The sequence below is a fragment of the Lelliottia sp. genome, assembly GCF_045627565.1.
Lineage (GTDB): Bacteria > Pseudomonadota > Gammaproteobacteria > Enterobacterales > Enterobacteriaceae > Enterobacter.
In genome coordinates, this window is the sequence record NZ_JAZQNX010000034.1 from 1 (window position 1) to 25,723 (window position 25,723).

The following is a 25,723-nucleotide window of genomic DNA, read 5'->3' on the forward strand; positions in this document are numbered from 1 at the left end:
TAATTGGCGGAAGATCACAGGAGTCGAACCTGCCCGGGAACGCTGGCGTCCCCAACTGGATTTGAAATCCAGCCACCTCACCGGAGATGACGATCTTCCGCGCCTCGATTGCTACATGGAGGCGGAGCGCAGTATAGCTACTTTCAATCGTTTACCCCATCCTTTCGCACATATTTTTCACGTCTCTTTTGATCTGCATTAACTCATTTACCTTAAATCTTAAGAAAATCCTTGGGTTATCTCTTCGTGCAGCGAGTTTTACCGCGATCACAAAAAAGAAGAATCGTAAGTTATTAACCAGAAAACAGAATACCTGCTCTATCAGGGATGGTTTACAACGTCTGTAACCGGTCTAAGCGCCACTACAGCGTTAAAGGATTAAAACAATGAAGAGCGAAGTCTTGTCTGTTAAGGAAAAGATTGGCTACGGCATGGGAGATGCCGCCAGCCATATCATCTTTGATAACGTCATGTTGTATATGATGTTTTTTTATACCGATATTTTCGGTATCCCTGCCGGGTTTGTCGGCACCATGTTCCTGCTGGCGCGCGCGCTGGATGCGATTTCAGATCCGTGTATGGGCCTGCTGGCCGACCGTACCCGCAGCCGCTGGGGTAAATTCCGTCCGTGGATTTTGTTTGGTGCGATTCCGTTTGGTCTGGTTTGCGTGCTCGCCTACACCACGCCGGATCTCAGCCTGAACGGCAAAATGATTTACGCCGCCGTCACCTACACGCTGCTGACGCTGCTTTATACCGTGGTTAATATTCCTTACTGCGCGCTCGGCGGCGTCATTACTAACGACCCGACGCAACGCATCTCCCTGCAATCCTGGCGCTTTGTGCTGGCGACGGCGGGCGGCATGCTCTCTACGGTGCTGATGATGCCGCTGGTGAATCTGATTGGCGGCGACGACAAGGCTCTGGGCTTCCAGGGTGGGATCGCCGTGCTGTCGGTGGTCGCGTTCCTGATGCTGGCGTTCTGCTTTTTCACCACCAAAGAGCGTATCCAGGTGCCGCCGAGCACCACGTCTATGCGCGAAGATCTGCGCGATATCTGGCATAACGACCAGTGGCGTATCGTGGGTGTGCTGACTATTCTCAACATCCTCGCGGTCTGCGTGCGCGGCGGGGCGATGATGTATTACTGTACCTGGATTATGGGCTCGCCGGAAGTCTTCGTCGCATTCCTCACCACCTACTGCGTCGGCAACCTGATTGGCTCCGCGCTGGCGAAACCGCTTACCGACTGGAAGTGCAAAGTCAGCGTCTTCTGGTGGACCAACGCCGCGCTGGCGGTGGTCAGCGTGGCGATGTTCTTCGTGCCGATGCACGCCACGATAATGATGTTCAGCTTTATCTTCGTGATTGGCGTGCTGCATCAGCTGGTGACGCCAATTCAGTGGGTGATGATGTCCGACACCGTGGATTACGGCGAATGGACCAACGGCAAGCGCCTTACCGGCATCAGCTTTGCGGGCACGCTGTTCGTGCTGAAGCTCGGCCTGGCGCTGGGCGGGGCGATGATTGGCTGGATGCTTGCAGGGGGCGGCTACGATGCCGCAGCCAAAACGCAAAACAGCGCCACCATCAACATCATCATTGGCCTGTTCACGCTCGCACCTGCGCTGTGCTACGTGCTGAGCGCGATTGTCGCCAAACGCTATTACACCCTAAAAACCCCCTTCCTGACCAAAATCATGGGCGAGCTGGCGCAAGGCGCGCGCCGCAACCAGCAGGAATTTGACGACCTGCCGGTCAGCAAAGAATGACAGAACTAAGAGGACGAAAGATGAAAATCAGTGATGGAAACTGGCTCATTCAACCGGGTCTGAACGTGACCTATCCGGTGCAGGTGTTTGAGGTGGAGCTGCAGGGCAATGACCTGGTGGTATATGTAGCGCCGCGTGACGTGCGCGAGCGCACCTGGCAGCTCGACACGTTGATGTTCACGGTGCGCCTGTTTGCTCCGCAGGAAGGGATTGTGGGCGTGCGCATCGAGCATTTCCAGGGCGCGCTGGATAACGGCCCGCATTATCCGCTCAATGTTCTGAAAGACGTCAACGTGCAGATCGACAACAACGCAGATTTTGCCGAGCTGAAAAGCGGAAACATCAGCGTACGCGTGACCAAAGGGGAATTCTGGGCGCTGGATTTCCTGCGCGACGGCCAGCGAATTACCGGCAGTCAGCTAAAAAATAACGGCTACGTTCAGGACGGAAACACTGACCGCAACTACATGTTTGAGCGCCTGGATTTGGGCGTGGGTGAAGCGGTGTACGGCCTTGGCGAGCGTTTTACCGCGCTGGTGCGAAATGGCCAGACCGTTGAAACCTGGAACCGCGATGGCGGCACCAGCACCGAGCAGTCGTATAAAAACATTCCGTTCTACCTGACGAACCGCGGGTATGGCGTGCTGTTGAATCATCCGGAGAACGTGTCGTTCGAAGTGGGTTCTGAAAAAGTCTCAAAAGTGCAGTTCAGCGTGGAAGGCGAGTATCTGGAATATTTCGTGATCGACGGGCCGACGCCAAAAGAGGTTTTGAATCGTTATACGCAATTTACTGGCCGCCCGGCGCTGCCGCCTGCGTGGTCGTTTGGCCTGTGGCTCACCACGTCTTTTACCACTAATTATGACGAAGCGACGGTGAACAGCTTTATCGACGGCATGGCCGATCGCGACCTGCCGCTGCACGTGTTCCATTTCGACTGCTTCTGGATGAAGGCTTTCCAGTGGTGCGATTTTGAGTGGGACCCGGTGACGTTCCCCGATCCCGAAGGAATGATTCGCCGCCTGAAGGACAAAGGGCTGAAGGTCTGTGTGTGGATTAACCCGTATATCGGCCAAAAATCGCCAGTGTTCCAGGAACTGAAAGAAAAGGGCTATTTGCTGAAGCGCCCGGACGGCTCGGTGTGGCAGTGGGATAAGTGGCAGCCGGGGCTGGCGATTTACGATTTCACAAATCCAGACGCCTGCAAATGGTACGCCGACAAGCTGAAAGGGCTGGTGGATATCGGCGTCGATTGTTTCAAGACTGACTTTGGCGAGCGTATCCCGACCGATGTGCGGTGGCATGACGGCTCCGATCCGCAGAAGATGCACAACCATTATGCCTACATCTATAACGAGCTGGTGTGGGACGTGCTGAAAGAGACCGTGGGCGAAGGCGAGGCGGTGCTGTTTGCCCGTTCCGCCTCTGTGGGCGCGCAAAAATTCCCGGTGCACTGGGGCGGCGACTGCTACGCGAACTATGAATCGATGGCGGAAAGCCTGCGCGGTGGGCTGTCCATCGGCCTGTCGGGCTTTGGCTTCTGGAGTCACGATATCGGCGGATTTGAAAATACCGCGCCCGCACACGTCTATAAACGCTGGTGCGCGTTCGGGCTGTTGTCGAGCCACAGCCGCCTGCACGGGAGTAAATCCTATCGTGTGCCGTGGGCGTACGATGACGAGTCGTGCGATGTGGTGCGTCATTTCACGCAGCTGAAATGCCGGATGATGCCGTATCTGTATCGTCAGGCGGCGCTGGCGCGCGAGTTCGGCACACCGATGCTGCGCGCGATGATGCTGGAGTTCCCGGACGATCCGGCGTGCGACTACCTCGACCGTCAGTACATGCTGGGGGATTCCGTGATGGTGGCGCCGGTGTTCTCCGAAGCGGGTGATGTACAGTTCTATCTGCCGGAAGGCCGCTGGACTCACCTGTGGCACAACGACGAAATCCAGGGCAGCCGCTGGCATAAACAGCAGCACGACTTCCAGAGCCTGCCTGTTTATGTGCGCGAAAACACGTTGCTGGCGCTCGGCAATAACAGCCAGAAGCCGGATTATGCGTGGAACGACGGGACGCAATTCCAGCTGTTTAGCCTGGGCGATGGATGTTCAGCGATAAGCGAAGTGCCTGCGGCAGACGGTTCGGTAGTGTTTACGCTTAAAGCGTCTCGTGCGGGTGACAAAGTGACGATTAACGCTGAGGGTGAGGCGAGAGGCTGGTCGATTTGTTTGCGTAACGTGCAGCGGATCGGCGGCGTGACTGGCGGTTCTCAGGCCGGAAGCGAGTGGGGCGTGGTGGTGAGTGCCCAGGGAAATGAGGTAGTAGTTACGCTGTAGTATTGCGTTTTTCCTTTACCCTCACCCTAACCCTCTCCCTAAGGGAGAGGGAATTGTTAGGTGCGGTCTGATGCAGAGAGAGAAGCCGCAGATTGATTCGCTTTTTCCCTTCGCCCTAAGGGAGAGGGGATTGTTAGGCGCGGTCTGATGCAGAGAGGGAAGTCGCAGCTTGATTCGCTTATTCCCTTCGCCCTAAGGGAGAGGGAATCGTTAGGTGCGGTCTGATGCAGAGAGAGAAGTCGCAGCTTGATTCGCTTTTTCCCTTCGCCCTAAGGGAGGTGGAATTGTTAGGCGCGGATTGACGCAGAGAGAGAAATCGCCACGCGATTCGGTTTTCCCCTCTTCCTTAAGGAGAGGGGATTGTTTGGTAGGGTTGACGCTGAAACAACGGCTACGGCTGGCTCCGGTTTTCTCCCTCTCCCTCAGGGAGAGGGCTGGGGTGAGGGTAGAACCGTTGGCTGTGAAATCGTGCTTACCTGGCCCGCCGTCATTTTCTGCTCCACCTTCTGTTTATCCATATTCACCGCGCTCAGCTTGCCGTTCACTGTGGGTTTCAGCGGTGCTTTCGCCTGAATGCTGCCGCTGGCGGTGAGTTGCACGTTGCCGTCACCCGCGATCGGTAATTCAGGCCAGCCCCACTGTTGCAAAATTTTAAACGGTACGCCGCGCCCGTTCAGGCTGACGGTGGTCTGGCGTGGCGGCAATTGCGAAACCGCCGCCGTGGCTTCCAGAATCCCTTTCTCGGTGAATGCACTCAACTCCGTGATGTTCACCGCTGAGGCGTCGGCCGCGAGTGCCAGCGACGGGCGACGCACATCCACGCGGTTAAACGTCGCTGCCGCGCCATTCAATGTGGCATTGCCGCCCCAAATACCCCACTGGCGGTCTTTCGCCAGGCGCAGATTTGCGCCGTAGCCGTCGAGCGACGTGATTTGCCACGGGAACGTCGGGTCGATATCAATCACCAGATTTCGGCTCAGACCGAATTTTTTCAGCGTCACCGCGTTGAGCCATTCCGGGAGCGGGTCCATCCACAGCGTTTTCCAGTTCTGCGGTAGGGTGTATTCCAGGCCTGCCACGGCGACATCATCCAGCACCAGCGCTTTACCGTTACGCAGCCAGTTGCCGGACGTACGCACCATGCCGCCTTCCCAGCGGGAAGTGAACTGACGCAGCGCGATGCCCTGTGGGCCGAACTCCGCATTCAGAATCGGGTCGAAAAGATGCAGCGACCCGTAGATAAACTCGCTGGCGTTCATGGATAAACGCCCTTCCTGCGTCTGCCAGTCGCCTTTGCTCAGCGTCAGGTTGCGCAGACTTAAATCGAGATCGGTGACCGCCCAGTCGGGTCCTTGCAGACGCGCATCGGTGACGTCGAGACGGCCCACCTGCAACGATGGCAGCGTGGTGATCGGGGCAAAGAGATCCAGAAGCGATTTGTCACTTTGCAAGCGAATATCGTTGAGTCGCAGGGTGTCGATAACCCAACCGCCATCAGCGTTGCGCCCCGCAATGCCGGTGAGCGATCCGCGCGCCATATCCGCGCCGATGGTGCTCAGAATCACTTCTTTACCGTTGAGTTCGCCCTGAATGAGCACGTTGCTGGCAGGCACGCCGTTGAGCGTGAGCGATCCGGCGCTCATCTGAATATGCGCTTTTTTACCCAGCACGTTGCCCGCTTCTGGTTGCCATGGGCTTACGCCGCCGGTGACTTTTTGCGCGCTCAGGTCCCACTCGGTATTCGGGCTGTTAAACGCCATATTATTCAATTGCAGCCGGTCGGCCTGGAAAGGTAACGGCGCAGTCTGCGGGGAGAGATTTAACGTGCCGTCGCGCAGCGTGATGGTATCCATATGCAGTGGATCGGTGACTTGTCGGCTGCTCAGGCCGATATCGACAGTTTTGGCAACTAACGTTGCGGGTTTGCCGTCGCGGCCAAAGGTGACGTTTTCCAGAATGATATGTGAAGGCGATGAAAAGCGGTGATCCATCAGGTCGAAGTTAAGCTCGTAATCAGTATTTACCGTGACCCAACTACTGACCTGAGCCGCGCCCCAGCGGGTTTGCACCAGAATATAGAGGGCCAGGATTACGATCAGTACCGCAATCAGAATCCAGATGAGCAGCTTTCCAATAAATTTCATGGTCTTCCATCCCGTCAAACGCACATAAAGGAGTTATGCACGATTTATGCGCAATCCTCAAGGCGGGAATGGTGTATTTAGATTTCACGGCAGGCCGTTAATGCCTGCCGTGAAGGAGAATCAGTTTTTTTCAGGCGGGAAAACGAGGTTCAGAACGATAGCGGTGATACCGCCCGCGGCGATGCCCGAGGAGAGCAGGTTTTTCACCCAATCTGGCGCGAACTGCAGGATCAGCGGCTGCTGAGACACACCCAGGCCGACGGCTAGGGACAGCGCGATAATCATGATTGCGCGGCGGTTCAGCGGCTCACGCGACACGATGCGAACGCCAGATGCCGCGATGGTGCCGAACATCACAAGCGTTGCGCCACCCAGAACCGGTTCCGGAATATGCTGTACAAAACCACTCACTGCCGGGAACAGGCCGAGCACGATCAGCATCAGCGCAACCACAAAGCCCACATAGCGGCTGGCTACGCCGGTCAACTGGATCACGCCGTTGTTCTGGCCGAAGCAGGAGTTCGGGAAAGTATTGAACACCGCCGAGACGAATGAATTCAAACCGTTCGCCAGCACGCCGCCCTTCAGACGCTTCATATAAACCGGGCCAGAAACGGGCTGCTCGGAGACGTCAGAGGTCGCCGTGATATCGCCGATGGTTTCCAGAGAGGTAATCATAAAGACCAGCATCAGCGGCAGGAGCAGGTTCCAGTCGATGCCCAGGCCGTAATAGAGCGGCGTCGGCACCATAATCATTGGGCTGTGAGTTGGCGCGGTATTTTCCGGCAACATGCCCAGCGCCCACGCCATTAAATACCCGGCGGCCATGGCGATCACCAGGGAAGCCACGCGCAGATACGGGTTACGCTGACGGTTGAGCAGAATAATGATGGCCAGCACAACGCCCGCCAGCAGCAGGTTTTTCGGTGCGCCAAAGGTGTTATCGCTCATCGCCGCGTAGCCGCCACCGATGGACGTCAGGCCCACCTGAATCAACGACAGGCCGATAATCATCACCACCACGCCGGAAACCAGCGGTGTAATAACGCGGCGCGCCATGTGCAGCACGCGGGAGATAACCATTTCCGTGCAGCTTGCCAGCATCAGCGTGCCGAACAGCGCCGCCATCATCGTTGGCACATCTGCGCCGCCGGTTTTGAGTGCCGTTCCGCCCATAATCAGCGGTGCAACAAAGTTAAAGCTGGTGCCCTGGATTGAGAGCAAACCCGATCCCACCGGACCCCAGGCTTTGATCTGAATAATCGACGCCACACCGGAGGCGAAGAGGGACATGCTGATGATGTGCTGGGTATCCTGCGCCGGTAGCCCAAGCGCCTGACAAATCAGCAGCGCCGGGGTGATCACCGCCACAAACATGGCCAGCAGATGCTGACAGGCGGCGAACAGAGTCTGCGCCAGCGGGGGGCGGTCTTCGAGGCGGTAGATTAATTCACTGTTATGCTGAATCTGCGCAATCGGTTGCGCATCTTGAGACTCTATGGCGTTAGCGGACATCGGTGGCAATCCCACGGTGGAAAAGCGGGCATTTTATCTGACCAGATGGTAAAAGCAAACGGTTGCGAGCGAAAAAAGAAACAGGTTTAGCCGGTAAGCGTTTTGCGTGAGATCTGACGACGAATAAGGGTTATCTGCGCATCAACGCGATGTGCGAAGAATGAATCTGAGGCAGAAGTGTGGTTTCAGTGGGCAAAAAAACCATCCGAAGATGGTCTTGAGGGATGACAGACGTTCGACTTCGATAGTCACCGCAGTGTTGATGTTACCCACTGCGTCCTGACCTTTGAGCTGGACCATCTGCAGGGCAAAAACGGTGTCAGTGGTAGCCGGTAACAACCCGGTGTTCACTTCCACAGGCTTGTTATCCGCATCAAAAATGCCGATTGCGACGCCTTTAGCGGCCGTCGCGTCAGTCAGGCTGTTTGCCAGCGCGGTACCGTCGGCGTTATCCGCCGTGCCGGAGAAGCGATAGGCAATTTTGCCCTGAGCAACCATTGCCGTGCATTGATCGCCACCTTCAATTGACATGTGAATATTCACAGGGCTAGTGGCGTTATCGTCTTGCATCTTCAATGATCACGGGTATATAACCGATCCTGTCAGGGACAGTGGATTAAAGATAATTGAGTTTAATCACCAGCAGAGCTTCAGCCTTACCGGGCATAACAGGCCCCTCCGTTCGTGCATAGCTTACACTGACGGGTAGCGGGTATGACTGACCGTTTGCTGCAAAATCCATAATATTGACCGGCTGCCCAATTGGTAGCGGGTTGCTTTGATACCACAATTGCAACCCTATCCCGGTTGCGCTACCCGGCACATCCTTTAATTGCAAAATCCCCCGGGCGGTATCCCATGCACGTCCGAATACTGTCATCGACACATTATTCACATTCCCGGAACACTGAAGCGAAATGCCCAGTGGGGCAGAGTTCATGCGTTTTGCACTTAACAATTTATCTGGCTGGGTATGAGGCAAAGCGACAATCTGCTGTTCCAGGTTGAGATCACAATGGGCATCAGGAAGATGCCCACGCAGGGCCATTCTGACCATACTTTTTTGCTGACCCTGGGCGTCATAGAACGTCAGTAACTGTGGCGCCTGCCAGGTCACTACGCCGCCTGGAGCAACTTCTGCCATCTTGATCAGTTCGATTTTCAGTAACACATCACTGGCGCGCAGCGTTTTGTCGGCCGCTAACGGACCCTGAACCTGACTGTTTAACGGTTTCCATGCGTTAAACCCGGCGTGGCGGATAAAGAAGCTGACGCGGATGCCAATGCCTGGCATGCTGGTTTCATACACATGATCCCCGGTCATTGTTCCTGTCATCAGGCCGTTCACGGTAACAGGCCGATTTTCACCGGGTTTACCACACAGCAACTCTGCGTCGTTATGCGCCAGATTGCCCAGTATGCCGCGTTTGACATACAAGGTACTGCCAACGGGGGCGGTTTCTATATCCTTTTGGAGCACCGCATCCATGTCGATGGAGAGCACCCCGGCGGTATTGTCATTACAGCAATGGCCGTACGTCGAAAAAATACACAGGCCAAGGGCAAGTAAATGGGGAAAAATAGATTTCAGGCTCATCGCGCGCATCCTTAATGGCATTCCAGCGTGATCATGGTGACAAGCATCTCTGCCGTCTCTTCAGACAGTTTGAAAGGCGCACGGCAGCTTTGATTATTTTCAAGCGAGACCCGTAATTCGCCCTCTTCCTGAGCGCCATCAAAATAGACAACGCCCTGGTCGCCAACGAAAAAGCGGCCCGGCGAACCCTCCAGCGTAACCATTGAACCAAACGGCAGCGCTATACCATTTGTGGTAAGCGTTGCCATAACCTTGCGGCCTGAAGTGGCTTCAAACTGCGCCAGCACGATGGCATCTTTCGTCGGTACGACGGTGGTGGAGATGCTTTTCAGCGTCACATGGCGGTCAACTTTGTGAGGATCGAATTGGATCTGCTCTCGGCTGTAAGGTGAAATATCTGGAACGGCGGTATAACCGCGCCAGTCGGTACTGAGATTTTTTCCGTTGGTTAAACCGGTGTGCGCAGCGCCAGGGGCACTGACCAGCGCCTGCGCGCCTTGTGCATAAGGGGCAAACGTCAGGCCGTGACGGTGCAGGATCATGCCGCCGTTCATACCCCAGGTGACTTGTTTGCGGTCAGGATCCTGGTTGTAAGCGACAGTCGCGTTGCCCATCCGTCCGTCATATCCCAGATTGAGGCTGCCGTTGTCGCCGCTGGTGCCGCCATCTTTTTTGTCATAACCCATTTTTACGCCATAGTTCAGTGCATTGGCGTCAAGAAGATAACCCGTCACGCCAAGTGACTGAGATACATCTTTTTTAAGGTTTCCGTTGGCCATATACGTTACTGACGGCCTGGAGAGGAAATCACTAAATGTACCCGACACGCTCAGGGTCACCTGTTTGTCCCAGTCGCTATCACTCCGGTCTTTAGACATGTTGAACCCCAGTGACAGGCTGTATTTATCAATCTGCAAATTCAGCCCCGTCTGGTACATCTTATTGCTGTTGTCGTTCTGATAGCGGGTATTGTTCGCCGACAGGTAAAATGAGCGCCCGGCACCCATATTCTGGTTTATCGACAGTGATGTCTGGCTGGATAACGTGCTGTCATCGTCGTTGTTGCCATCATTTTCCATTTTCAGTGAATCTGCCAGCGAGCGGAAACTACCGGAATAACGGCGATCGGTAAGCTGGATAGTGGTATCCGTCGGCGTAATGTAATTGGCATAGGAGAGGCGAAGGCTATTCCCCTGGCTGGCCGATTGCTGGCGGCTTGCTGCCCGGGATTTCTCAAAGGTGATATCTTCTGACAAGGCCCCTGCCAACCCTAAATCAAGCCCAAGCCCGAGGTTCAAGGCGTGATAGCGATCGGTGCTCATGGCTCCGCTTAGCAGCGTCATATTGTAGGGTAGTCCATATGCCAGCGTCGCCTGGGCAACATCCGGCGATGACACGGAGTTTGTACCCTCGTCAGCGGAATAACGGCCTAAAGCGAGATTGTATTTGATCTGCTTCGCACGCAGCAGCGTAGGGACCGAAGCGTATGCCTGGACATAATGGGTTTCCGAACCATCTGCTTCTGTGATGGTAACGTCGAGGTTGCCTCCGGTTGAAACCGGGGTGAGCTGGTTGATAGCAAAGGGACCAGGAGGAACATTGGTTTGATAAATAATATTGTCGTGATCGCGAATGGTCACTTTGGCATTGCTCTTCGCAATACCGCGCACAGTCGGCGCAAACCCTGACATATTGCCAGGATACATATCCATGTCGGTTGCAAGCTGTACGCCATTGATGCGCACGCTGTCAAAGGTGTCGCCACCGGTAAAAGTATCACCCATGACCAATTCCCCTTTCAGAGCGGCGATGGCGCGTTCAACATAGGTACTATTACTGCTCCACTTCGCAGACTTTCCTTCCTCCGAAGACACAGAGCCGTTATTACGTAACCGCCACGCGCCGAGGTTGATACCATTCATCAGGTTTGCGAAGGTTTCCGACCCCGTGCCACTGTGGCCTGCAATATCGCGAGACCCGGATATTTGGTATTCCGTCATCAGGGCAGGGATCCCTTCGTCCCACTCGTCTGCTGGCACCTCGTCATCGCTAATTTGCAATAGCATGGCCTGGGGAATAGTAATCGAGACCTTCATTTGGGCCTGATTGAAATGGGATTCGGCCTGTTCAATCGCTTTTGCCAGCGTTACACATTCAGCATGATCAAAATCAGAGTCGTTAAGCGTTACGCCCTGAGCCGAGAAGTCCACCCCAATACTCTTATAATCTTTATACGTCAGGCACGGGGTTGCATTTCCCTTCACATCTTTAGCTAAGAACAAATCTCGGGCACCAAACTCTTTATCATTAACCTTCAGCCTGACGTGATAACTGCCTTCATTAAAGGTATTACTCATAATCTTATCCAGATTATTAATCGTCGGAGCACCGCCAATAGCATTAAGCATAGCGGCGTCATAATGATCGGCAGAGAAGGCTATTTTTCCGGAAAATAAAACCAGCCCAACAACGGCGAAGTTAAAAAATTTAGTCAGGGGCTGCATAACAAAACTTACTCAAATTTATGATTTAAACGAAAAAGGTTTGCTGCTAACGCCAAAATCGTTAATACCAGACCAGGTAACAGTGAAACCAGCGGTGCTATTCTTAATTGAGAACGCTTTACTGCCTTTGGGGGGGATGACGCTATTATTGGTTTCTGCCGAAATCTTAATTTCTTCACCATTAATCGTGATTTTATCGAGGACCGCATAATTAGGAGAGTTATTCGTCGCCTTCACCTCGCCTGCAGAGGATTTGCTCCAGGTAATATTTTTGATAGTGGCTTCATTATTATCGGGCACGCCTGTTGGACGGAAAATGACTTTGATACGCTCAATAACGGCAACGGCCAGTTTGTTTTTTAGACTGACCTCACTATCCGTGAGGGAAGGAATGGATCGGACGTTTAACCAGAGCAGAGTTTCACGGTCGGTCGGTAGCCCACTTCCCTGGTAGATAATCTGGGTGATGCTTTCACTACCCGCGGTGAGCTGGAACAGCGGGGGGGTCACCACAAAAGGAAGCTTTTTACCGGTATAATCCGGGTTGCCGTTTGCATCCACCCAGCTTTGTACCAAATAATTACGTTTATCGGCATTGATTACCGTGATGGTCGCATCCGGTTCCGCTTGGCGATAAATGAGTCTGTTGGCACTGAGTGAAACAGATGCGTACGCATTGGGTAAAAAAGTGCCCAGCAGAATCAGTGGAAGTACAACCGATTTTATTTTCATATTATATATGCCATCAATAACTATTAATAAAAAAGCTGGCATATGATTTGCCAGCTTGGTGAGGGGAGTTAAGTTCAGAGATAGTTTATTTTTACAGAAACATCCGCTGAAACATTACCCGGTGAAACCATGCCGGGGTCATCACGTACCACGCCAGTGACGAGCATAATACGGCGAGTTCCATCAGTGCCAGAACCAGAGGCATCAAATGAAATTGTCTCCCCGGTATTTGCGTCAATATAATCCCAATTTCCTTCCTGATCATATCCCCAGAAACCAATAGCAGCATTGGTGGCTGGGTTGTCAGTTGCCGTGTTAGCAAATACGTGTTGATTATACGCACCCGCGGTACCTACAAATGAAATTGTGGCTTTTTGTTTTTCCGTGCATTTACGAAAATAAATTTCGATGGGTTGCATATTACTGGGCGGTTGAGTGGTATCACGACCTATTTGTGCGTTGTTGAAGTTACCATAGCTGACTGCAGCAGGAAGAGTAACCTCACATGGATTACCTATTACTTCACCAGTGATTTTTAGTTCATGTGGTGTATTCGTTGTCGCACTGGCTGTGCCCGCTATAAGCACCGGAACTAAGCATGCCGCGATAGCACAATATTTGCGATAGTTTTTATTGATAAACATACTGCATTCCTTAATCAACCGAATTATTGAAAACTTACGGTGATAATTCACGGTTGATAATTAAAAGAGATTTACATGGGTAATTTTCTGGAAACAGAAAAAAACTTAGAGAAAATCAATCTGGATTGTTGCAGTTGCATCAATAGTTCCCGGTTCCACGGCGTCAGTGCCAGTTTTAACGACCTTAGCCAACAAATTCATCATATTGCCGTTTGCGGAGATTGCAGCAAGCGGAGCACCGTTGACTTTTACTTGCTCGTGGTCGCCTGTCATCTTCCAGAATGCAACACCGACATTAGTTGCAGAACCAGCCGAGGTGGCGTTCGCGAGCACAGTGGTATCACTTGCATCGGCTGTGCCGGTTATTTTCAGTTGTGCCATCTGATTGTCTGCACAGTTGCTGATATTAATCGAAAGCGCCCCGATGGTTCCGCCAGTTGGATTGGTTGCACCCGTGCTTTTCACTGAATCTGCGTTGGTGGTCCCCAAATCCAGAGTGGATGGTACGGTGACAACACAAGGATTTGATTCTACTGTTCCCGTCACTGTCAGCGGGTAGGTTTCGGAACCTGTATAGGCATTAGCAGAACCAACGGAAGCCATAAATACCAACGCGACTGCTGCGGAAAGCGTAGTTTTTCTAATCATGTTCATTTTTAAGTCCCTTAAATAATGAAATATAAAAATTGTTAAGCCATGTCATTCAATAGCAGCCTAATTATCCCTGAGGGTAACTCTTGCTTGCAATATGTTTGATGTCTGTTATTAGACACGCGCTACATTGCTGAGAGGTATTTTATTTGATTCAATGCGTTGTGATTATTTTTGTTTTGGCGGGAATGACCAGGATTGTCGTTCAGGATGTCTGTCGTATAGCACTTCAATCATCATTAATATTCTCGAGCGTGCGTTTCTGTCACGAAGTGGCATCATGCGTATTCTTGCGCAGCTACGATCAGGGGGCTATATAACGATAAAAAATGGTGTGCTAAAGAATGTTATGAATTTACTTCTGGATTAGTGATTTATGCTACCGTGAATCCTTGATGCAGCAGAAGAATAGGCTGTGTTCTGGTTATTGAGCAAGTCCGCAATAACCCTAAAACAGGGAAGGTGGGGTATGTTTAAGTTATATCTATCAGTATTTAAGTGGCAACTTATTAATACTAATAAGTATTCCTTTTTCAATGACAACATACCCTCCTTGTTTTAGTTTGGAAAGAATGCTCATTATCCCGCTGCGAGACAGACGGGTTTTGTCGCGAATGTAATGTTCTACGGGGGTATGCGCGCGAAAACTCTCCGGCTCATGCATCAGTTCGAAGAGCTGATGGCGTATCAGGCTGTAGGCATTTTCAGCGATGAGAACATAGGTGTTAAGCAAAAATTTATTGCTTAACACCTGCAAATGCCTGGCGAAGAGTTCCCATATGTTTTCTTTTGCCAGGATAGCATAGACCTCATCCATGGTGACTATCGCCATCTGGCACGCCGTGCGGGTTTTGAGGGCACATTGCACCTGATCGGTCTTCAGGCTGCAAAGCCCAAGGATGGTAGGCCCCGTCAGTACACCGCCAAGCATCAGCTGGTCAGCATCAAGATGAACGGTCACCAGTCCGCCTCGTATGATAATGCACTTCTGTGCTGCCCCTGTGCCAAAGCTGAACTTGCTGTTAGGCGGATACGCCTTAAATTGAAGGGACGGGCTCATACGCTCGACCAATTCAAGCACGTAAGGAGAGACTTCCTTCATCACTTCATACAGATCACGGCTCATATCATAACCCACTGAGAGTAATAGCGTTAAATTTAGCACTAAAACCTCATTTTTCCAATGAGTTATACAAAGGCCTCTTTTTATTAGTTATAACGGAAACTCAGACGCTCCAAAAATAGACATGCAAGTGATGGACGAAAATTGACTGCTGTCCGAAAATAGAACCCAGCCCAGAACAATAAATATCCAGCAATAATACTTTACGTCAGTATTACGGCTTTTATTGTGTCTGTGGTTATCCAGGCAGGTTAAATGGTTTGACCTGCGACTAATTGCAAAGTTTATAACCGGAATAAATAAAGGACGCTTTAAAATGAAAAAAATTTTACTTCTCACCACATTATCTATTGCATGCGCAGTTTCCAGTGTACCGGTTTTTGCAAATGATGGTACGGTGAAGTTTACAGGTGAAATCATTGATTCCGCTTGCACCATTGATATTGGCGCGAGTAATACAATGACCGTTGATCTGGGTAAAGTGGCCAAGACAGCATTTACTGGAAAAGACTCTGTTGCCTCCGCAACGAAATTTATCCTTAAAATGAAAGATTGTCCAAGTACTGTTACCAGTGCCAGCGTGAAATTTGATGGTACCGGTTATAAGGGTGATGACAGTGTTTTAGCATTAACGGATGAAACGGGTGTGGCGACTGGGGTAGCAATCGAATTGTCTGACAGCACCCAGACCGTAGTGCCTCTGTTCACACCATCAACCAGTGTGACTCTGGTAGAAGGCGCAAACGAAATGCCATTCTATGCACGCTATAAGCAAATGGAAACGGCTGTCACTGCAGGCCCTGCAAACTCTACTGCGCAGTTCACAGTAAATTACAACTAATTAGCCCTTAGTTTTAACTCCGCATCACGGGCCGATGCCCATTGGCCCGTGTTTATTTAAAGGTTATTTATGAAATTATTACCAAAGTCATTTTTAATTGGCCTGGTGGCTATGTTAACTGCATCTGCTGCCAATGCCGGTGTGGTTATAGGTGGAACGCGGGTTATTTATGATGGTGCAAAAAAGGAAGCTTCACTGAGCGTCAATAATCCGGACAGTGTTCCGTATCTTATTCAGACATGGATTGATACCCCGAATGGTGGTGTTGAGAAAGCTCCCTTTATTATCACGCCTCCATTGTATCGTTTAGACCAGGGGCAACAAAATGTGATGCGAATTGTTCGCGCGGGTAATGTTCCTGAAGATAAAGAATCTATGTTCTGGCTGAATGTGAAATCTATTCCGTCTGCTGAAAAGAAAGAAAATAGTCTTCAGGTTGCTGTTAAAACCCGAATGAAACTGATTTATCGCCCAGAAACATTAAAAGGCACCGTACCCGAAGATCTGGCCGGAAAATTAACGTGGCAAAAAGCGGGCGATCAAATTCAGGTGACTAACCCAACGCCTTATTACATGAACTTTAACGAAATTAGCGTGGCCGGAAAAAAAGTTGCTGAACCGACCTTTGTTGCACCAGGTTCAAGCGCGCGTTTTGCGCTGCCGACAGGAGTCAGTGCGGGGTCCGTGGAATTCAAAATAATCACTGATTTTGGCGGTATAGGCGAAGCCCATAAAGCCGCTATCTGATTGAGATAAACCTCTCCCTGGCATACAGGATTGTGCGGGTAAAGGCAGGTGTGAAGCCTGCGATGAAGGAGTAAAGAAGTAATGAGTAAAGTGATGCAATCCCGGTCGTTCAAGCCCGCTCGTCTCGCATGCCTGATCGCACTGGCGTTACCTTGCATGCTGTCTGCTGCACATGCACGAGAGTATTTTAATCCAGCATTACTGGAAGTGGATAACCCCGCCTCTAAAGGGGTGGATCTTTCGACGTTTGAGGACGGTTCACAGGCTCCAGGCAAATATCGCGTGGATATCGTTATTAATGACCAGATCATTGATACCCGTGAGCTGGAATTTAAAGCTGAGAAAAATGCTTCGGGTGAAGAAAAGCTTCAGCCATGCCTCTCTGTCGGTTTATTACAGAGTTTTGGGATTAAAACCAGCCTGTTTCCTGATTTGGGCAAAGACGGCGAGTGCGCCCGGCTGGCCGCCATTCCGGATGCATCGGCTAAATTTCTGTTCAACGCGCAAAAACTGGTCCTGAGCATACCTCAGGCGGCACTTTCCCCTCAGGCGCGGGGCTATGTGGCACCCGAGTTGTGGGATGAAGGCATTAACGCCCTGTTGCTGAACTACAGCCTGAGCGGGGATAACACTCATGCACGTAACGGAAATGGCAGTGACAGTGATAGCCAGTACGCCAACCTTCGCCCTGGCGTGAATATTGGGCCATGGCGTATTCGCAACTACACCACCTGGAACAGGGATAATGACGGTCAGGATAAATGGGATACGGTTTATACCTACGCTCAGCGAAACATTATTGCCCTGAAAAGTCAGCTCACGCTCGGCGACAGCTCATCGCCCTCCGACGTATTTGACAGCATTCCGTTTCGCGGTGGCCAGTTGGCCTCTGACGATGAAATGTTGCCGGATAGCCTGAAAGGCTACGCACCCGTGGTGCGGGGGATTGCCCGAACCAATGCCCAGGTCGTGATCCGTCAGAACGGCTACGTGATTTACCAGAGCTATGTGGCGCCGGGCGCATTTGAAATTACGGATATGTTCCCGACCGGTGGCTCCGGCGATCTGAATGTCACCGTAAAGGAAGCCGACGGCAGCGAACAAAACTTTATCGTACCCTATGCGTCTGTGCCGGTTTTACAGCGTGAAGGTCGTCTGAAGTACAGCATCACCGGGGGGCAATATCGCTCCTATAACAGCAGTGTTGATAAAACATCACTGGCACAGGCTACGGCGATTTACGGTCTGCCACGAGGCTTTACGGTTTATGGCGGGTTGCAGGAAGCGAGTAAATACCAGTCACTGGCGATGGGTCTGGGCAAAAACATGGGCGATATTGGCGCCGTGTCCGCTGACGTGACCCAGGCCTGGTCCACGCCTGAGGACCAGAACAAGGAAAGCGGCCAGTCGTGGCGCGTTCGTTACAGCAAGAACTTTACTGACACGGGTACCAACTTCTCCATTGCGGGTTACCGTTATTCAACCGCAGGGTATTACAGCATGCAGGAAGTGCTGGACACCTACGGCGAGGACACCTCAACGCAGAATCGTCGTCGTAACCGTGCTGAGTTGACCATCAGCCAGACGCTGGGAGCAAAGCTGGGCGCATTAACCGCCAGCGCGGTGCGGGAAGACTACTGGCAGCAGGACAAAAGCATGGAGTCCTATGGCGTGAGTTATAACAACTCCTGGCACGGGGTTTCTTATGGTCTGAATTATACCTACAGCAAAAACTCGGATGCCGGCGGCACCAGTGGTGGGAAAATTTATGACAATGACCAGATTTTTGCGATGAATGTCAGCATTCCTCTGGACCGGTTCCTGAGCAACACCTGGGCGAACTACAGTCTCAATACCAGTAAGCAGGGTAACACCACGCATACGGTGGGCATGAGCGGTACCGCGTTACAGGGGAATGCGCTGAGCTGGAACGTGCAGGAAGGTTACGGTACGGACGACATTGGCAACACCGGTAACGCGAATGCCGACTATCGCGGTACCTACGGCGAAATGACGGCGGGTTATAGCTACGACAAAAACAGCGACCGTATGAACTACGGCCTCTCTGGCGGAATCCTGGCGCATAGCGACGGCATTACTCTGGCACAACCGTTCGGTGAAACTATTGCGCTGGTGAAGGCACCTGGCGCGAAAGGGGTAGGGGTGGCGAACCAGACCGGTGTGAATACCGATTACCGCGGTTATACAGTGGTCGGCAATGTCAGCCCGTATCGTAAAAACGATCTGGCGCTGGATACAGCAACATTACCGGATAATGTCGAACTGGATCTCACAACCAAAACCGTTGTGCCGACCCGCGGAGCGGTAGTAAGGGCAGACTACAATACTAATTTAGGGGACAGAGTACTTTTAACCCTATTGCGGAAAGGGAATATCGTCGTTCCATTTGGCTCAGTCGTGTCTATTAATAAATCTCAACAGTCTTCGGCATTTATTGTTGGCGAAAGTGGAGTGGTTTATATGTCTGGCTTGAAAGATGGTGATGATATAACTGCCTCGTGGGGGAAATCACCGGATGAACAGTGCAGTGTTGTATATAAACCAAATAGAACAAACATTGTTGCTGGAATTATCCAGTACACCGCAATATGTAATAAGTAGGTGTCAGTTATGAAAATCATAAAACTTATCAGTTTACTGTTCGTGTTATGGACCTCTGCGTCTTATGCGGATTGTAATCTTGTTACTAAAGCTCTCTGGACAGTCAATATTCCTCCAGTGACTGTTCAACGAGATACTCCCGTTGGAACGGTATTGTGGCAAGGATATGCCCCATACACAACCGCTGGCTATATTGGATGCAATCATGAAGGTTTTCCCGATTCCAGAATATTGTTAGTGGGTAGTGATACAGGTCTGAAAACAGGGACATCCGCTGTCTATACCACGAATGTTCCTGGTGTCGGGTATGCATTGTCGTATGCGTATGATGACAGCTGGTCAACACCCAAGCCTTTCCCAAGCGAAACTGACGTGGGAATTACGGATGGCGGTCTATCAATTCAAGGTAATGCATATGTGAGATTAATTAAATATGCGAAAGTGGAATCTGGAGTGTTAAATTCGGGACAGTATGGTGTCGCTAAAATGTATCATTCCATTGATTATATGGAAATCAATATAAGCGCGTCGCAAATAACATCCGTTGCCTGTTCAATAAATACGCCAAACTTAACGTTTCCAATTGGCGATGTGCCTGCGTCAAGCTTTGGAAACAGTGTTGGGCCTTTTACGGATAAAACCAGTACGCAAAATCTCGGGCTGGACTGCGACGCCGAGGCCAATATAAATGTTGAGCTTAGCGGGACACAAAACCCGGACATTACTGATGACAGTGTCCTCGCCTTAAATAACCAGGGGGACGCTGGAACAGCAAAGGGCCTTGGCGTACAGCTTTTATATAACAGTGTGCCACTTAAACTCAACGATCGCATCGTTCTGAAAAAATCCAGCGGTGGACAGGAAACTTTCCCGATTACCGCGCGTTATTACCAGACTAAAAATTCCGTTACACCGGGTGATGCCAGTACGTCAGCCACCGTAACATTAACTTATCAGTAATGAGTATTCGAAACTTTAATATTCTGTAATGATCAAATAGGTGAAATATTATGAACAAATTCTTCGCATCTTTCGCGGCATTAATGGTCGCCGTCCTTACCGTGGGTCCGGCGCTGGCCGCTGATACGGTGAGTATTAATGTCACCGGCAAAGTGGTCGCCTCACCTTGTACCACCATTAACGGTGGCAATAATACACTGGATGTCGATCTGGGATCTAACATTCAGGCAGCCGATTTGGCGGCAGCGAATTCAGGCTCAACGATGAAAACGTTTGATTTGCCTTTAACCGGCTGCCCTTCGGGAACCACAAATATTAAAGTCACCTTCTCCGGGACTGCGGACGGGACCACCACCACACTCTGGAAAAATACCGCCCCAACACCAGCAACAAACACTGCAGTGGAGCTGTCGGAGCAGGGTACTGGAACGCTTCTCAGCAATGGTTCGACGCTGACGGCACCGGTAACGTCTGGCGCAGCAACATTTAAGCTTCAGGCCCGTGCGTTTTCTGCTGTCGGTTCGGTCACCCCGGGTGATATTTCATCTGTGATTGTGGCGACGTTTGAATATCAGTAATGCAGACAGAGCCGGCTAACTGGCTCCCAGGAGAATGTGATGACGGGATCTCGCTTTATTTTCATGTTGCCTTTGCTCTCGATAGTGGCAATCGCTAATGCAACCGACCTTAATATCAGCGGTAAAGTTGTGGCCTCACCTTGTACCGTAGATACAGCATCAGTGAGCAAGGAGGTGGAGCTACCCCGATTGCAGGCACACAGTCTGGCTGATGCAGGAACAGGGGGAGAATGGGTCGATTTTAATCTCGACCTGAATAATTGCCCGGTGAGTACCAGTCAGGCCACGGCAACGTTCTCAGGAACGCCTGATGCGAATGATTCAACAGCGTATAAAAATACCGGCACGGCGAGCAATGTTGCGTTGCAACTGTCAGCAAAAGACGATGCTGATACGCTTTATGCAAATGGAAGTAATATGAAGGCAGATATTAATAGTTCAACGCACAGTGCGACATTTCCACTTTCCGCCAGAATGTACTCACCGACGGGAGGGGTAACGCAAGGAACTTTTATTTCGGTCGTCAATATTTCGTTCACCTATCAGTGATAGACGTTAAAACATGGCGTGCAGATTTGTACGCCAGATACTTTCGGCGCTTTATTATTTAGAGTAGGCATAATGGAACATTTACCGGTAACTGCCCTTAAACCTGTCGAACAAGTTCAAATTATTAGTAATGCTTTACTTCCTTTTTGCAAGAAACATTGGTTCGAGAGTAACAAAAAGATAAAATTTTCGTATCGCAACGCTCCTGTTTGCTATCTGCTGTTGGAGGGAACCGTTACAATTAGACGTGGAAAAGATAGCTTAGTAGTATCCAACGCATATGCACCAACCGTCTTAGGCCTGACGAACCTGCTTACTCCAGTGGATAAAGACTATTATTTGCGGGTTGAATCACGTGCGACGATTGCTGTAATTGTTGCAAACTCTGCCCGTCGTATTATTTCTGAAATGCAACTTTGGGAAAACGTGAGCGCATTAATGAGCTATATGATTTGTCGTCAGGCTTCTCATAGTTCACGGATGATAGTAAAAAATAATTATGAAATGGTGTACGCAAACGTTTTAAAGTTAATGAGAGAACCTCAGGAATTTAGAGAGGGCACGACGGTCGCGAAATACATTCAGGATCGTACCTTACTTTCTCGAAGTGGGATTATGAGAGCCCTTGCTGAGTTAAAGAATAAAAAAATCATTGTTATGAATGATGGTTATCTTATTAGTGCCTGATCCCATGGATTTATGGTAAATTATCGTGGGCAACTTTTAATATTTGTAATTATGATAAATATACTGACTAATGATACAGATGTATTTTTTAGTCATGGACTGAAACTTGTTATTTCAAAGCTCTTCATGTCGAGAGCAGACAGTGTGATTAATTTTTTTCTGGATCTGCTGAAAGTGATGTTGCTGATGCGGGTTTGATTTTTCTGAAGCTTATTCATGGCAGTAAATATGTTTGTCATGAACGACTTAAGGGTCGTAAAAAAATCCTTGATCATTGGTATAAACGATGTTGATGGGAACAAAACATTCAATGCGTTGCCGCACTGTTTTAACAGTATATTTTTTATTCAATATCATATTGAAATCTATCACATCCAGCGTATTTTAAATGACTTCATTAAGAATAAAACGGTAAAAACAAACCACCCAGGTGGTTATGATTGTAACGGCTTTGGGCTTTGTTGAATAAATCAGATTTGGGGTGAACACTCCCGTAGCCTGCCGTGCTTTCAGGCGACAAGGGATCCACCTGGAAAAGGGAAAATAAGCTGCGCTAAGGCTGAAGAGCTTAATAATAATGCACAGGCAGACTCTGTATTTTTAACGGTACCATTAATCTGTAAATCTGCTGAAGTATCTTGCGCATATGCAAATGCACAGCTTGATATACAAATAGCCGCTAATAATGCTGTTCTTAGTTTCATTTTTTAAATCCCTTTGATATTTGCTTACTGAAAACACAGAAAACACAGAAAACACAGAAAACAACCAGCATTAAGAGCAGCTTAGGGAATTATTAATTTGAACTTTTAAGAACCACAAAATTATACTGACGTATACAACAAATCAATAATAAGAAAGATAGGGTTTATTATTATTTAAAATAAATTAATTATTGGATTGGGTAATCTTTTTACGGGCGGGAATGTCGGCATAACCATCAGGCATTGGAGTAGCGTTCAGTCTCTGGCATCCAGCGTTCAATCAAAGCAGTCGCCTGTTGGGGGTAGCGTTCATGAATGTGTCGCGCCAGCCGCTGAACTTCCGGAATCATTGCCTGATCGCGTAATAAGTCCGCGACTTTAAATTCTGCGTTACCGGTCTGACGCGTCCCCAGCAGTTCGCCCGGACCCCGTATTTCCAGGTCCTTTTGGGCAATAATGAAACCGTCGTTGCTGTCACGTAAAACTTGCAGACGCATTTGCGCAGTTTTGGAGAGGGGAGATTTGAAGAGCAGTACACAGTGTGAGGCCACCGCACCACGTCCAACACGACCCCGGAGCTGATGAAGTTGCGCAAGGCCCAATCGTTCCGGGTTTTCAATAATCATCAGGCTGGCATTGGGGACATCCACGCCCACTTCTATCACCGTGGTCGCAATGAGTAAATGCAGTTCGCCCTGCTTAAAGCGCTGCATAACCTGCTGTTTATCGCTCGATTTCATACGACCATGCACTAGCCCGATTTGGAGTTCAGGTAGCGCCAGCTTTAGCTCTTCCCATGTGACTTCTGCAGCCTGGGCTTCAAGCAGTTCGGACTCTTCAATTAATGTGCACACCCAATAAGCCTGTCGGCCTTCCTGGGTACAGGCGTTGCGTACGCGGTCAATAATATCGCTGCGACGGGTGTCTGGGATAGCCACCGTCGTGACTGGCGTACGGCCGGGCGGCAGTTCATCAATGGTTGAAGTATCGAGATCGGCATACGCAGTCATCGCTAGCGTGCGTGGGATCGGCGTAGCGGTCATGATCAACTGGTGCGGGTGAAACCCCTGCTGCAGCCCTTTTTCCCAGAGCGCCAGACGTTGATGGACACCAAAGCGGTGCTGTTCGTCAATAATGACCAGAGCAAGACCCTTAAACTGAACCTGCTCCTGGAAAATAGCGTGAGTCCCGACGATCATTTGCACCAGGCCGCTGGCAATCGCTTCTTGCTGTGCGATTCGCGCTTTGCCCTTTTGCTTACCGGCCAGCCAGCCAACTTCTACGCCAAGTGGCGCAAACCAGTTTCGAAAGTTGTTGGCATGCTGTTCGGCGAGCAGTTCCGTCGGTGCCATCAATGCCACCTGTTTGCCGTGTGCGATTGCGCGTAAGGCAGCCAGGGCGGCAACCAGCGTTTTACCGGAACCCACATCACCCTGCACCAGGCGCATCATGGGCACATCTTGCGCCAAATCATGCTCAATTTCGGCTGTGACGCGCGCTTGCGCATGGGTGGGTTTAAACGGCAGTGAAGCCAGCAGCTTATCTTTTAAATCATCACGGGCGGTGAGCGGCAACGCATGAAAACGTTGCGCGCCAGCGCGAAGCGCCAGCATGCTCAGGTTATGGGCCAGTAATTCTTCAAGGATAAGACGCCGTTGCGCCGGATGTTGACCACTTTCTAAATCGCTGAGCTGCAAAGAGGGAGGCGGACGGTGCAGGGTACGAATCGCTTCAGGCAGACTCATCATTCCTTGCGCCAACTCAGGCGGCAGCAATTCGGTAATGGCACAGGTATCAAGCAGTTCAAGGGCTTGATCGGTTAGTTTGCGCAGCGTTGCTTGCTTGATACCTTCGGTTGTCGGATAAACCGGCGTTAACGTTTCTTGTAATTCAGGAGTGGATAGATCGCCCTGCACGCGATATTCCGGGTGGATCATCTCCGCGCCGAATTTACCGCGTTTTGCTTCGCCGTAGGCCAGCACTCGTCGTCCCGCAGCAAGACTGTTTTTCATTGCAGCACTGAAATTGAAAAAGCGCAGGGTGAGGATGCCGGAGCCGTCGCTGATCTGGCAGGTCATCATTCGACGACCGCCAAAGGTGACGTTGCAGTTCAGGATTTCACCTTCAACCGTGGCATAAATACCGGGAAGGAGATCGCCAATGGCATAAAGCTGAGTGCGGTCTTCGTAACGTAAAGGGAGGTGAAGCAGGAGATCTTGTACGGTGTGCAGGCCGATTTTTGCGAGTTTGCTACTTTGTGCCGCGCCAACGCCAGTGAGTGAATTTAGCGGGATAGCGTCCAGCAGGCGGCCCTTCATGATTTATCCTGCGTACTGCATTGTGGACCACCACTCGGCATCAGCTTCGATTTCACCCTGCGCGTTAACGTGTGGATAGGGCAATTGCTTTTGCTTTGCTACGCGGGCGAGCACCGGATATCCGCCTTCAAACAACAATCGCTGCTGTTCTTCTTCTGGCAGCATGCTGTTTTTGCGTTCGTACATGCCTGCATTCTGACGTTGGCGCTGCGCCTCATAAAGGATTAACGCAGAAGCAACAGAGACATTCAGAGACTGTACCATGCCGATCATCGGGATAATGATGTCGCGATCGGCGAGATCCAGCGCTTCCTGGGTGATCCCGGTTTTCTCTTGTCCCATCAAAATACAGGTCGGACGGGTGTAATCGATCTCACGAAAATCAACCGCTTTATCAGAAAGATGGGTGGCCAGGATTTGCATTCCGGACGCTTTCAACTGCGCGACAGCCTCTGAAATCGTCGGGTGCGTTTTGACCGTCACCCAACTGTTGCTGCCGGCTGCACTGGACGCCATGGTACGCAGGCGATTGCCTGGCCAGACCGCGTGTACTTCATGTACACCCACGGCATCAGCGGTACGGACAATGGCAGAAACATTATGAGGTTTATGGACCTGCTCCATGCAGACCGTCAGATCGGGCTGACGTCTGGCGAGCATTTCGCAGATACGAGCATAACGCTGTGCATTCATCAG

Annotated in this window: 22 protein-coding genes and 1 tRNA gene; 10 read left to right on the plus strand and 13 right to left on the minus strand. The window is 50.8% G+C overall.

Annotated elements, in window-relative coordinates; genetic code table 11:
• Positions 1-4: 4 nt before the first annotated feature.
• Positions 5-99: transfer RNA gene (locus tag ACKI5T_RS16535), tRNA-Sec, on the minus strand.
• Between the two features lie 287 nt (positions 100-386).
• On the opposite strand from ACKI5T_RS16535, the gene ACKI5T_RS16540 reads away from it, so the two are divergent.
• Together ACKI5T_RS16540 and yicI are read left to right on the plus strand one after the other, a co-directional pair.
• Positions 387-1,772 (plus strand): glycoside-pentoside-hexuronide family transporter, encoded by a 1,386-nt coding sequence (locus ACKI5T_RS16540; RefSeq protein ID WP_407438835.1) that lies wholly within the window; start codon positions 387-389, stop codon positions 1,770-1,772.
• Between the two features lie 20 nt (positions 1,773-1,792).
• Complete coding sequence (yicI, locus tag ACKI5T_RS16545; RefSeq protein ID WP_407438837.1) at positions 1,793-4,111, plus strand: alpha-xylosidase; 2,319 nt, start codon at positions 1,793-1,795, stop codon at positions 4,109-4,111.
• Positions 4,112-4,533: 422 nt separating this feature from the next.
• Here yicI and ACKI5T_RS16550 read toward each other — a convergent pair whose 3' ends face one another.
• The 8 genes from ACKI5T_RS16550 to ACKI5T_RS16585 form a co-directional block, all read right to left on the minus strand.
• Entirely contained in the window at positions 4,534-6,255 is a 1,722-nt protein-coding gene (locus ACKI5T_RS16550; RefSeq protein WP_407438839.1) for an AsmA family protein, read from the minus strand.
• A gap of 120 nt (positions 6,256-6,375) precedes the next feature.
• Complete coding sequence (locus tag ACKI5T_RS16555) at positions 6,376-7,770, minus strand: NCS2 family protein (protein ID WP_407438841.1); 1,395 nt, start codon at positions 7,768-7,770, stop codon at positions 6,376-6,378.
• A 141-nt stretch (positions 7,771-7,911) separates the two neighbouring features.
• Positions 7,912-8,301 (minus strand): fimbrial protein, encoded by a 390-nt coding sequence (locus tag ACKI5T_RS16560; RefSeq protein ID WP_407438843.1) that lies wholly within the window; start codon positions 8,299-8,301, stop codon positions 7,912-7,914.
• 85 nt (positions 8,302-8,386) lie between these two features.
• Positions 8,387-9,367: a fimbrial protein gene (locus tag ACKI5T_RS16565; RefSeq protein ID WP_407438845.1), complete on the minus strand. Its 981-nt coding sequence runs from the start codon at positions 9,365-9,367 to the stop codon at positions 8,387-8,389.
• Positions 9,368-9,378: 11 nt separating this feature from the next.
• Positions 9,379-11,724, minus strand: coding sequence for a fimbria/pilus outer membrane usher protein (locus ACKI5T_RS16570; RefSeq protein WP_407438847.1), 2,346 nt, complete (start codon positions 11,722-11,724; stop codon positions 9,379-9,381).
• Positions 11,725-11,889: 165 nt separating this feature from the next.
• Positions 11,890-12,645, minus strand: a complete 756-nt coding sequence (locus ACKI5T_RS16575) for a molecular chaperone (protein WP_407438849.1) — start codon at positions 12,643-12,645, stop codon at positions 11,890-11,892.
• Positions 12,646-12,677: 32 nt separating this feature from the next.
• Positions 12,678-13,247: a fimbrial protein gene (locus tag ACKI5T_RS16580; protein ID WP_407438851.1), complete on the minus strand. Its 570-nt coding sequence runs from the start codon at positions 13,245-13,247 to the stop codon at positions 12,678-12,680.
• A gap of 105 nt (positions 13,248-13,352) precedes the next feature.
• Positions 13,353-13,901 carry a fimbrial protein gene (locus tag ACKI5T_RS16585; protein WP_407438853.1) on the minus strand — a complete coding sequence of 183 codons (549 nt, stop codon included), beginning with the start codon at positions 13,899-13,901 and terminating at the stop codon, positions 13,353-13,355.
• A 154-nt stretch (positions 13,902-14,055) separates the two neighbouring features.
• On the opposite strand from ACKI5T_RS16585, the gene ACKI5T_RS16590 reads away from it, so the two are divergent.
• On the plus strand, positions 14,056-14,268 hold the full coding sequence (locus ACKI5T_RS16590) for a helix-turn-helix domain-containing protein (RefSeq protein ID WP_407439005.1): 213 nt from the start codon (positions 14,056-14,058) through the stop codon (positions 14,266-14,268).
• Positions 14,269-14,385: 117 nt separating this feature from the next.
• Here the strand turns inward: ACKI5T_RS16590 and ACKI5T_RS16595 are convergent, their stop codons facing one another.
• Positions 14,386-15,024 carry a helix-turn-helix domain-containing protein gene (locus ACKI5T_RS16595; RefSeq protein ID WP_407438855.1) on the minus strand — a complete coding sequence of 213 codons (639 nt, stop codon included), beginning with the start codon at positions 15,022-15,024 and terminating at the stop codon, positions 14,386-14,388.
• A 313-nt stretch (positions 15,025-15,337) separates the two neighbouring features.
• On the opposite strand from ACKI5T_RS16595, the gene ACKI5T_RS16600 reads away from it, so the two are divergent.
• The 7 genes from ACKI5T_RS16600 (at position 15,338) to ACKI5T_RS16630 (ending at position 22,005) form a co-directional block, all read left to right on the plus strand.
• The gene (locus ACKI5T_RS16600) at positions 15,338-15,862 is read left to right on the plus strand and encodes a fimbrial protein (RefSeq protein ID WP_407438857.1); all 525 of its coding nucleotides are present in this window, start codon (positions 15,338-15,340) and stop codon (positions 15,860-15,862) included.
• A gap of 69 nt (positions 15,863-15,931) precedes the next feature.
• On the plus strand, positions 15,932-16,609 hold the full coding sequence (locus ACKI5T_RS16605) for a molecular chaperone (RefSeq protein WP_407438859.1): 678 nt from the start codon (positions 15,932-15,934) through the stop codon (positions 16,607-16,609).
• 81 nt (positions 16,610-16,690) lie between these two features.
• Entirely contained in the window at positions 16,691-19,231 is a 2,541-nt protein-coding gene (locus ACKI5T_RS16610) for a fimbria/pilus outer membrane usher protein (protein WP_407438861.1), read from the plus strand.
• A 9-nt stretch (positions 19,232-19,240) separates the two neighbouring features.
• Positions 19,241-20,191 (plus strand): fimbrial protein, encoded by a 951-nt coding sequence (locus ACKI5T_RS16615; protein ID WP_407438863.1) that lies wholly within the window; start codon positions 19,241-19,243, stop codon positions 20,189-20,191.
• Positions 20,192-20,241: 50 nt separating this feature from the next.
• Positions 20,242-20,769, plus strand: a complete 528-nt coding sequence (locus ACKI5T_RS16620) for a fimbrial protein (RefSeq protein ID WP_407438865.1) — start codon at positions 20,242-20,244, stop codon at positions 20,767-20,769.
• 39 nt (positions 20,770-20,808) lie between these two features.
• On the plus strand, positions 20,809-21,318 hold the full coding sequence (locus ACKI5T_RS16625; protein WP_407438867.1) for a fimbrial protein: 510 nt from the start codon (positions 20,809-20,811) through the stop codon (positions 21,316-21,318).
• Between the two features lie 72 nt (positions 21,319-21,390).
• A complete protein-coding gene (locus tag ACKI5T_RS16630; protein WP_407438869.1) occupies positions 21,391-22,005 on the plus strand; it encodes a helix-turn-helix domain-containing protein in 615 nt (204 codons plus the stop codon).
• A gap of 509 nt (positions 22,006-22,514) precedes the next feature.
• Here ACKI5T_RS16630 and ACKI5T_RS16635 read toward each other — a convergent pair.
• From ACKI5T_RS16635 to trmH, 3 genes are all read right to left on the minus strand, one after another.
• Entirely contained in the window at positions 22,515-22,709 is a 195-nt protein-coding gene (locus ACKI5T_RS16635; RefSeq protein ID WP_407438871.1) for a hypothetical protein, read from the minus strand.
• 236 nt (positions 22,710-22,945) lie between these two features.
• Positions 22,946-25,027, minus strand: a complete 2,082-nt coding sequence (gene recG / locus ACKI5T_RS16640) for an ATP-dependent DNA helicase RecG (protein ID WP_407438873.1) — start codon at positions 25,025-25,027, stop codon at positions 22,946-22,948.
• Positions 25,028-25,030: 3 nt separating this feature from the next.
• Positions 25,031-25,720 carry a tRNA (guanosine(18)-2'-O)-methyltransferase TrmH gene (gene trmH, locus ACKI5T_RS16645; protein WP_235134413.1) on the minus strand — a complete coding sequence of 230 codons (690 nt, stop codon included), beginning with the start codon at positions 25,718-25,720 and terminating at the stop codon, positions 25,031-25,033.
• Positions 25,721-25,723: the final 3 nt, after the last annotated feature.

Bases quoted from the DNA above. Each gene is read 5' to 3' on its own strand.
- ACKI5T_RS16540 (WP_407438835.1), top strand. From the start codon at position 387: ATGAAGAGCGAAGTCTTGTCTGTTAAGGAAAAGATTGGCTACGGCATG.
- yicI (WP_407438837.1), top strand. From the start codon at position 1,793: ATGAAAATCAGTGATGGAAACTGGCTCATTCAACCGGGTCTGAACGTG.
- ACKI5T_RS16550 (WP_407438839.1), bottom strand. From the start codon at position 6,255: ATGAAATTTATTGGAAAGCTGCTCATCTGGATTCTGATTGCGGTACTG.
- ACKI5T_RS16555 (WP_407438841.1), bottom strand. From the start codon at position 7,770: ATGTCCGCTAACGCCATAGAGTCTCAAGATGCGCAACCGATTGCGCAG.
- ACKI5T_RS16560 (WP_407438843.1), bottom strand. From the start codon at position 8,301: ATGTCAATTGAAGGTGGCGATCAATGCACGGCAATGGTTGCTCAGGGC.
- ACKI5T_RS16565 (WP_407438845.1), bottom strand. From the start codon at position 9,367: ATGAGCCTGAAATCTATTTTTCCCCATTTACTTGCCCTTGGCCTGTGT.
- ACKI5T_RS16570 (WP_407438847.1), bottom strand. From the start codon at position 11,724: ATGAGTAATACCTTTAATGAAGGCAGTTATCACGTCAGGCTGAAGGTT.
- ACKI5T_RS16575 (WP_407438849.1), bottom strand. From the start codon at position 12,645: ATGCCAGCTTTTTTATTAATAGTTATTGATGGCATATATAATATGAAA.
- ACKI5T_RS16580 (WP_407438851.1), bottom strand. From the start codon at position 13,247: ATGTTTATCAATAAAAACTATCGCAAATATTGTGCTATCGCGGCATGC.
- ACKI5T_RS16585 (WP_407438853.1), bottom strand. From the start codon at position 13,901: ATGAACATGATTAGAAAAACTACGCTTTCCGCAGCAGTCGCGTTGGTA.
- ACKI5T_RS16590 (WP_407439005.1), top strand. From the start codon at position 14,056: ATGCGTTGTGATTATTTTTGTTTTGGCGGGAATGACCAGGATTGTCGT.
- ACKI5T_RS16595 (WP_407438855.1), bottom strand. From the start codon at position 15,024: ATGAGCCGTGATCTGTATGAAGTGATGAAGGAAGTCTCTCCTTACGTG.
- ACKI5T_RS16600 (WP_407438857.1), top strand. From the start codon at position 15,338: ATGAAAAAAATTTTACTTCTCACCACATTATCTATTGCATGCGCAGTT.
- ACKI5T_RS16605 (WP_407438859.1), top strand. From the start codon at position 15,932: ATGAAATTATTACCAAAGTCATTTTTAATTGGCCTGGTGGCTATGTTA.
- ACKI5T_RS16610 (WP_407438861.1), top strand. From the start codon at position 16,691: ATGAGTAAAGTGATGCAATCCCGGTCGTTCAAGCCCGCTCGTCTCGCA.
- ACKI5T_RS16615 (WP_407438863.1), top strand. From the start codon at position 19,241: ATGAAAATCATAAAACTTATCAGTTTACTGTTCGTGTTATGGACCTCT.
- ACKI5T_RS16620 (WP_407438865.1), top strand. From the start codon at position 20,242: ATGAACAAATTCTTCGCATCTTTCGCGGCATTAATGGTCGCCGTCCTT.
- ACKI5T_RS16625 (WP_407438867.1), top strand. From the start codon at position 20,809: ATGACGGGATCTCGCTTTATTTTCATGTTGCCTTTGCTCTCGATAGTG.
- ACKI5T_RS16630 (WP_407438869.1), top strand. From the start codon at position 21,391: ATGGAACATTTACCGGTAACTGCCCTTAAACCTGTCGAACAAGTTCAA.
- ACKI5T_RS16635 (WP_407438871.1), bottom strand. From the start codon at position 22,709: ATGAAACTAAGAACAGCATTATTAGCGGCTATTTGTATATCAAGCTGT.
- recG (WP_407438873.1), bottom strand. From the start codon at position 25,027: ATGAAGGGCCGCCTGCTGGACGCTATCCCGCTAAATTCACTCACTGGC.
- trmH (WP_235134413.1), bottom strand. From the start codon at position 25,720: ATGAATGCACAGCGTTATGCTCGTATCTGCGAAATGCTCGCCAGACGT.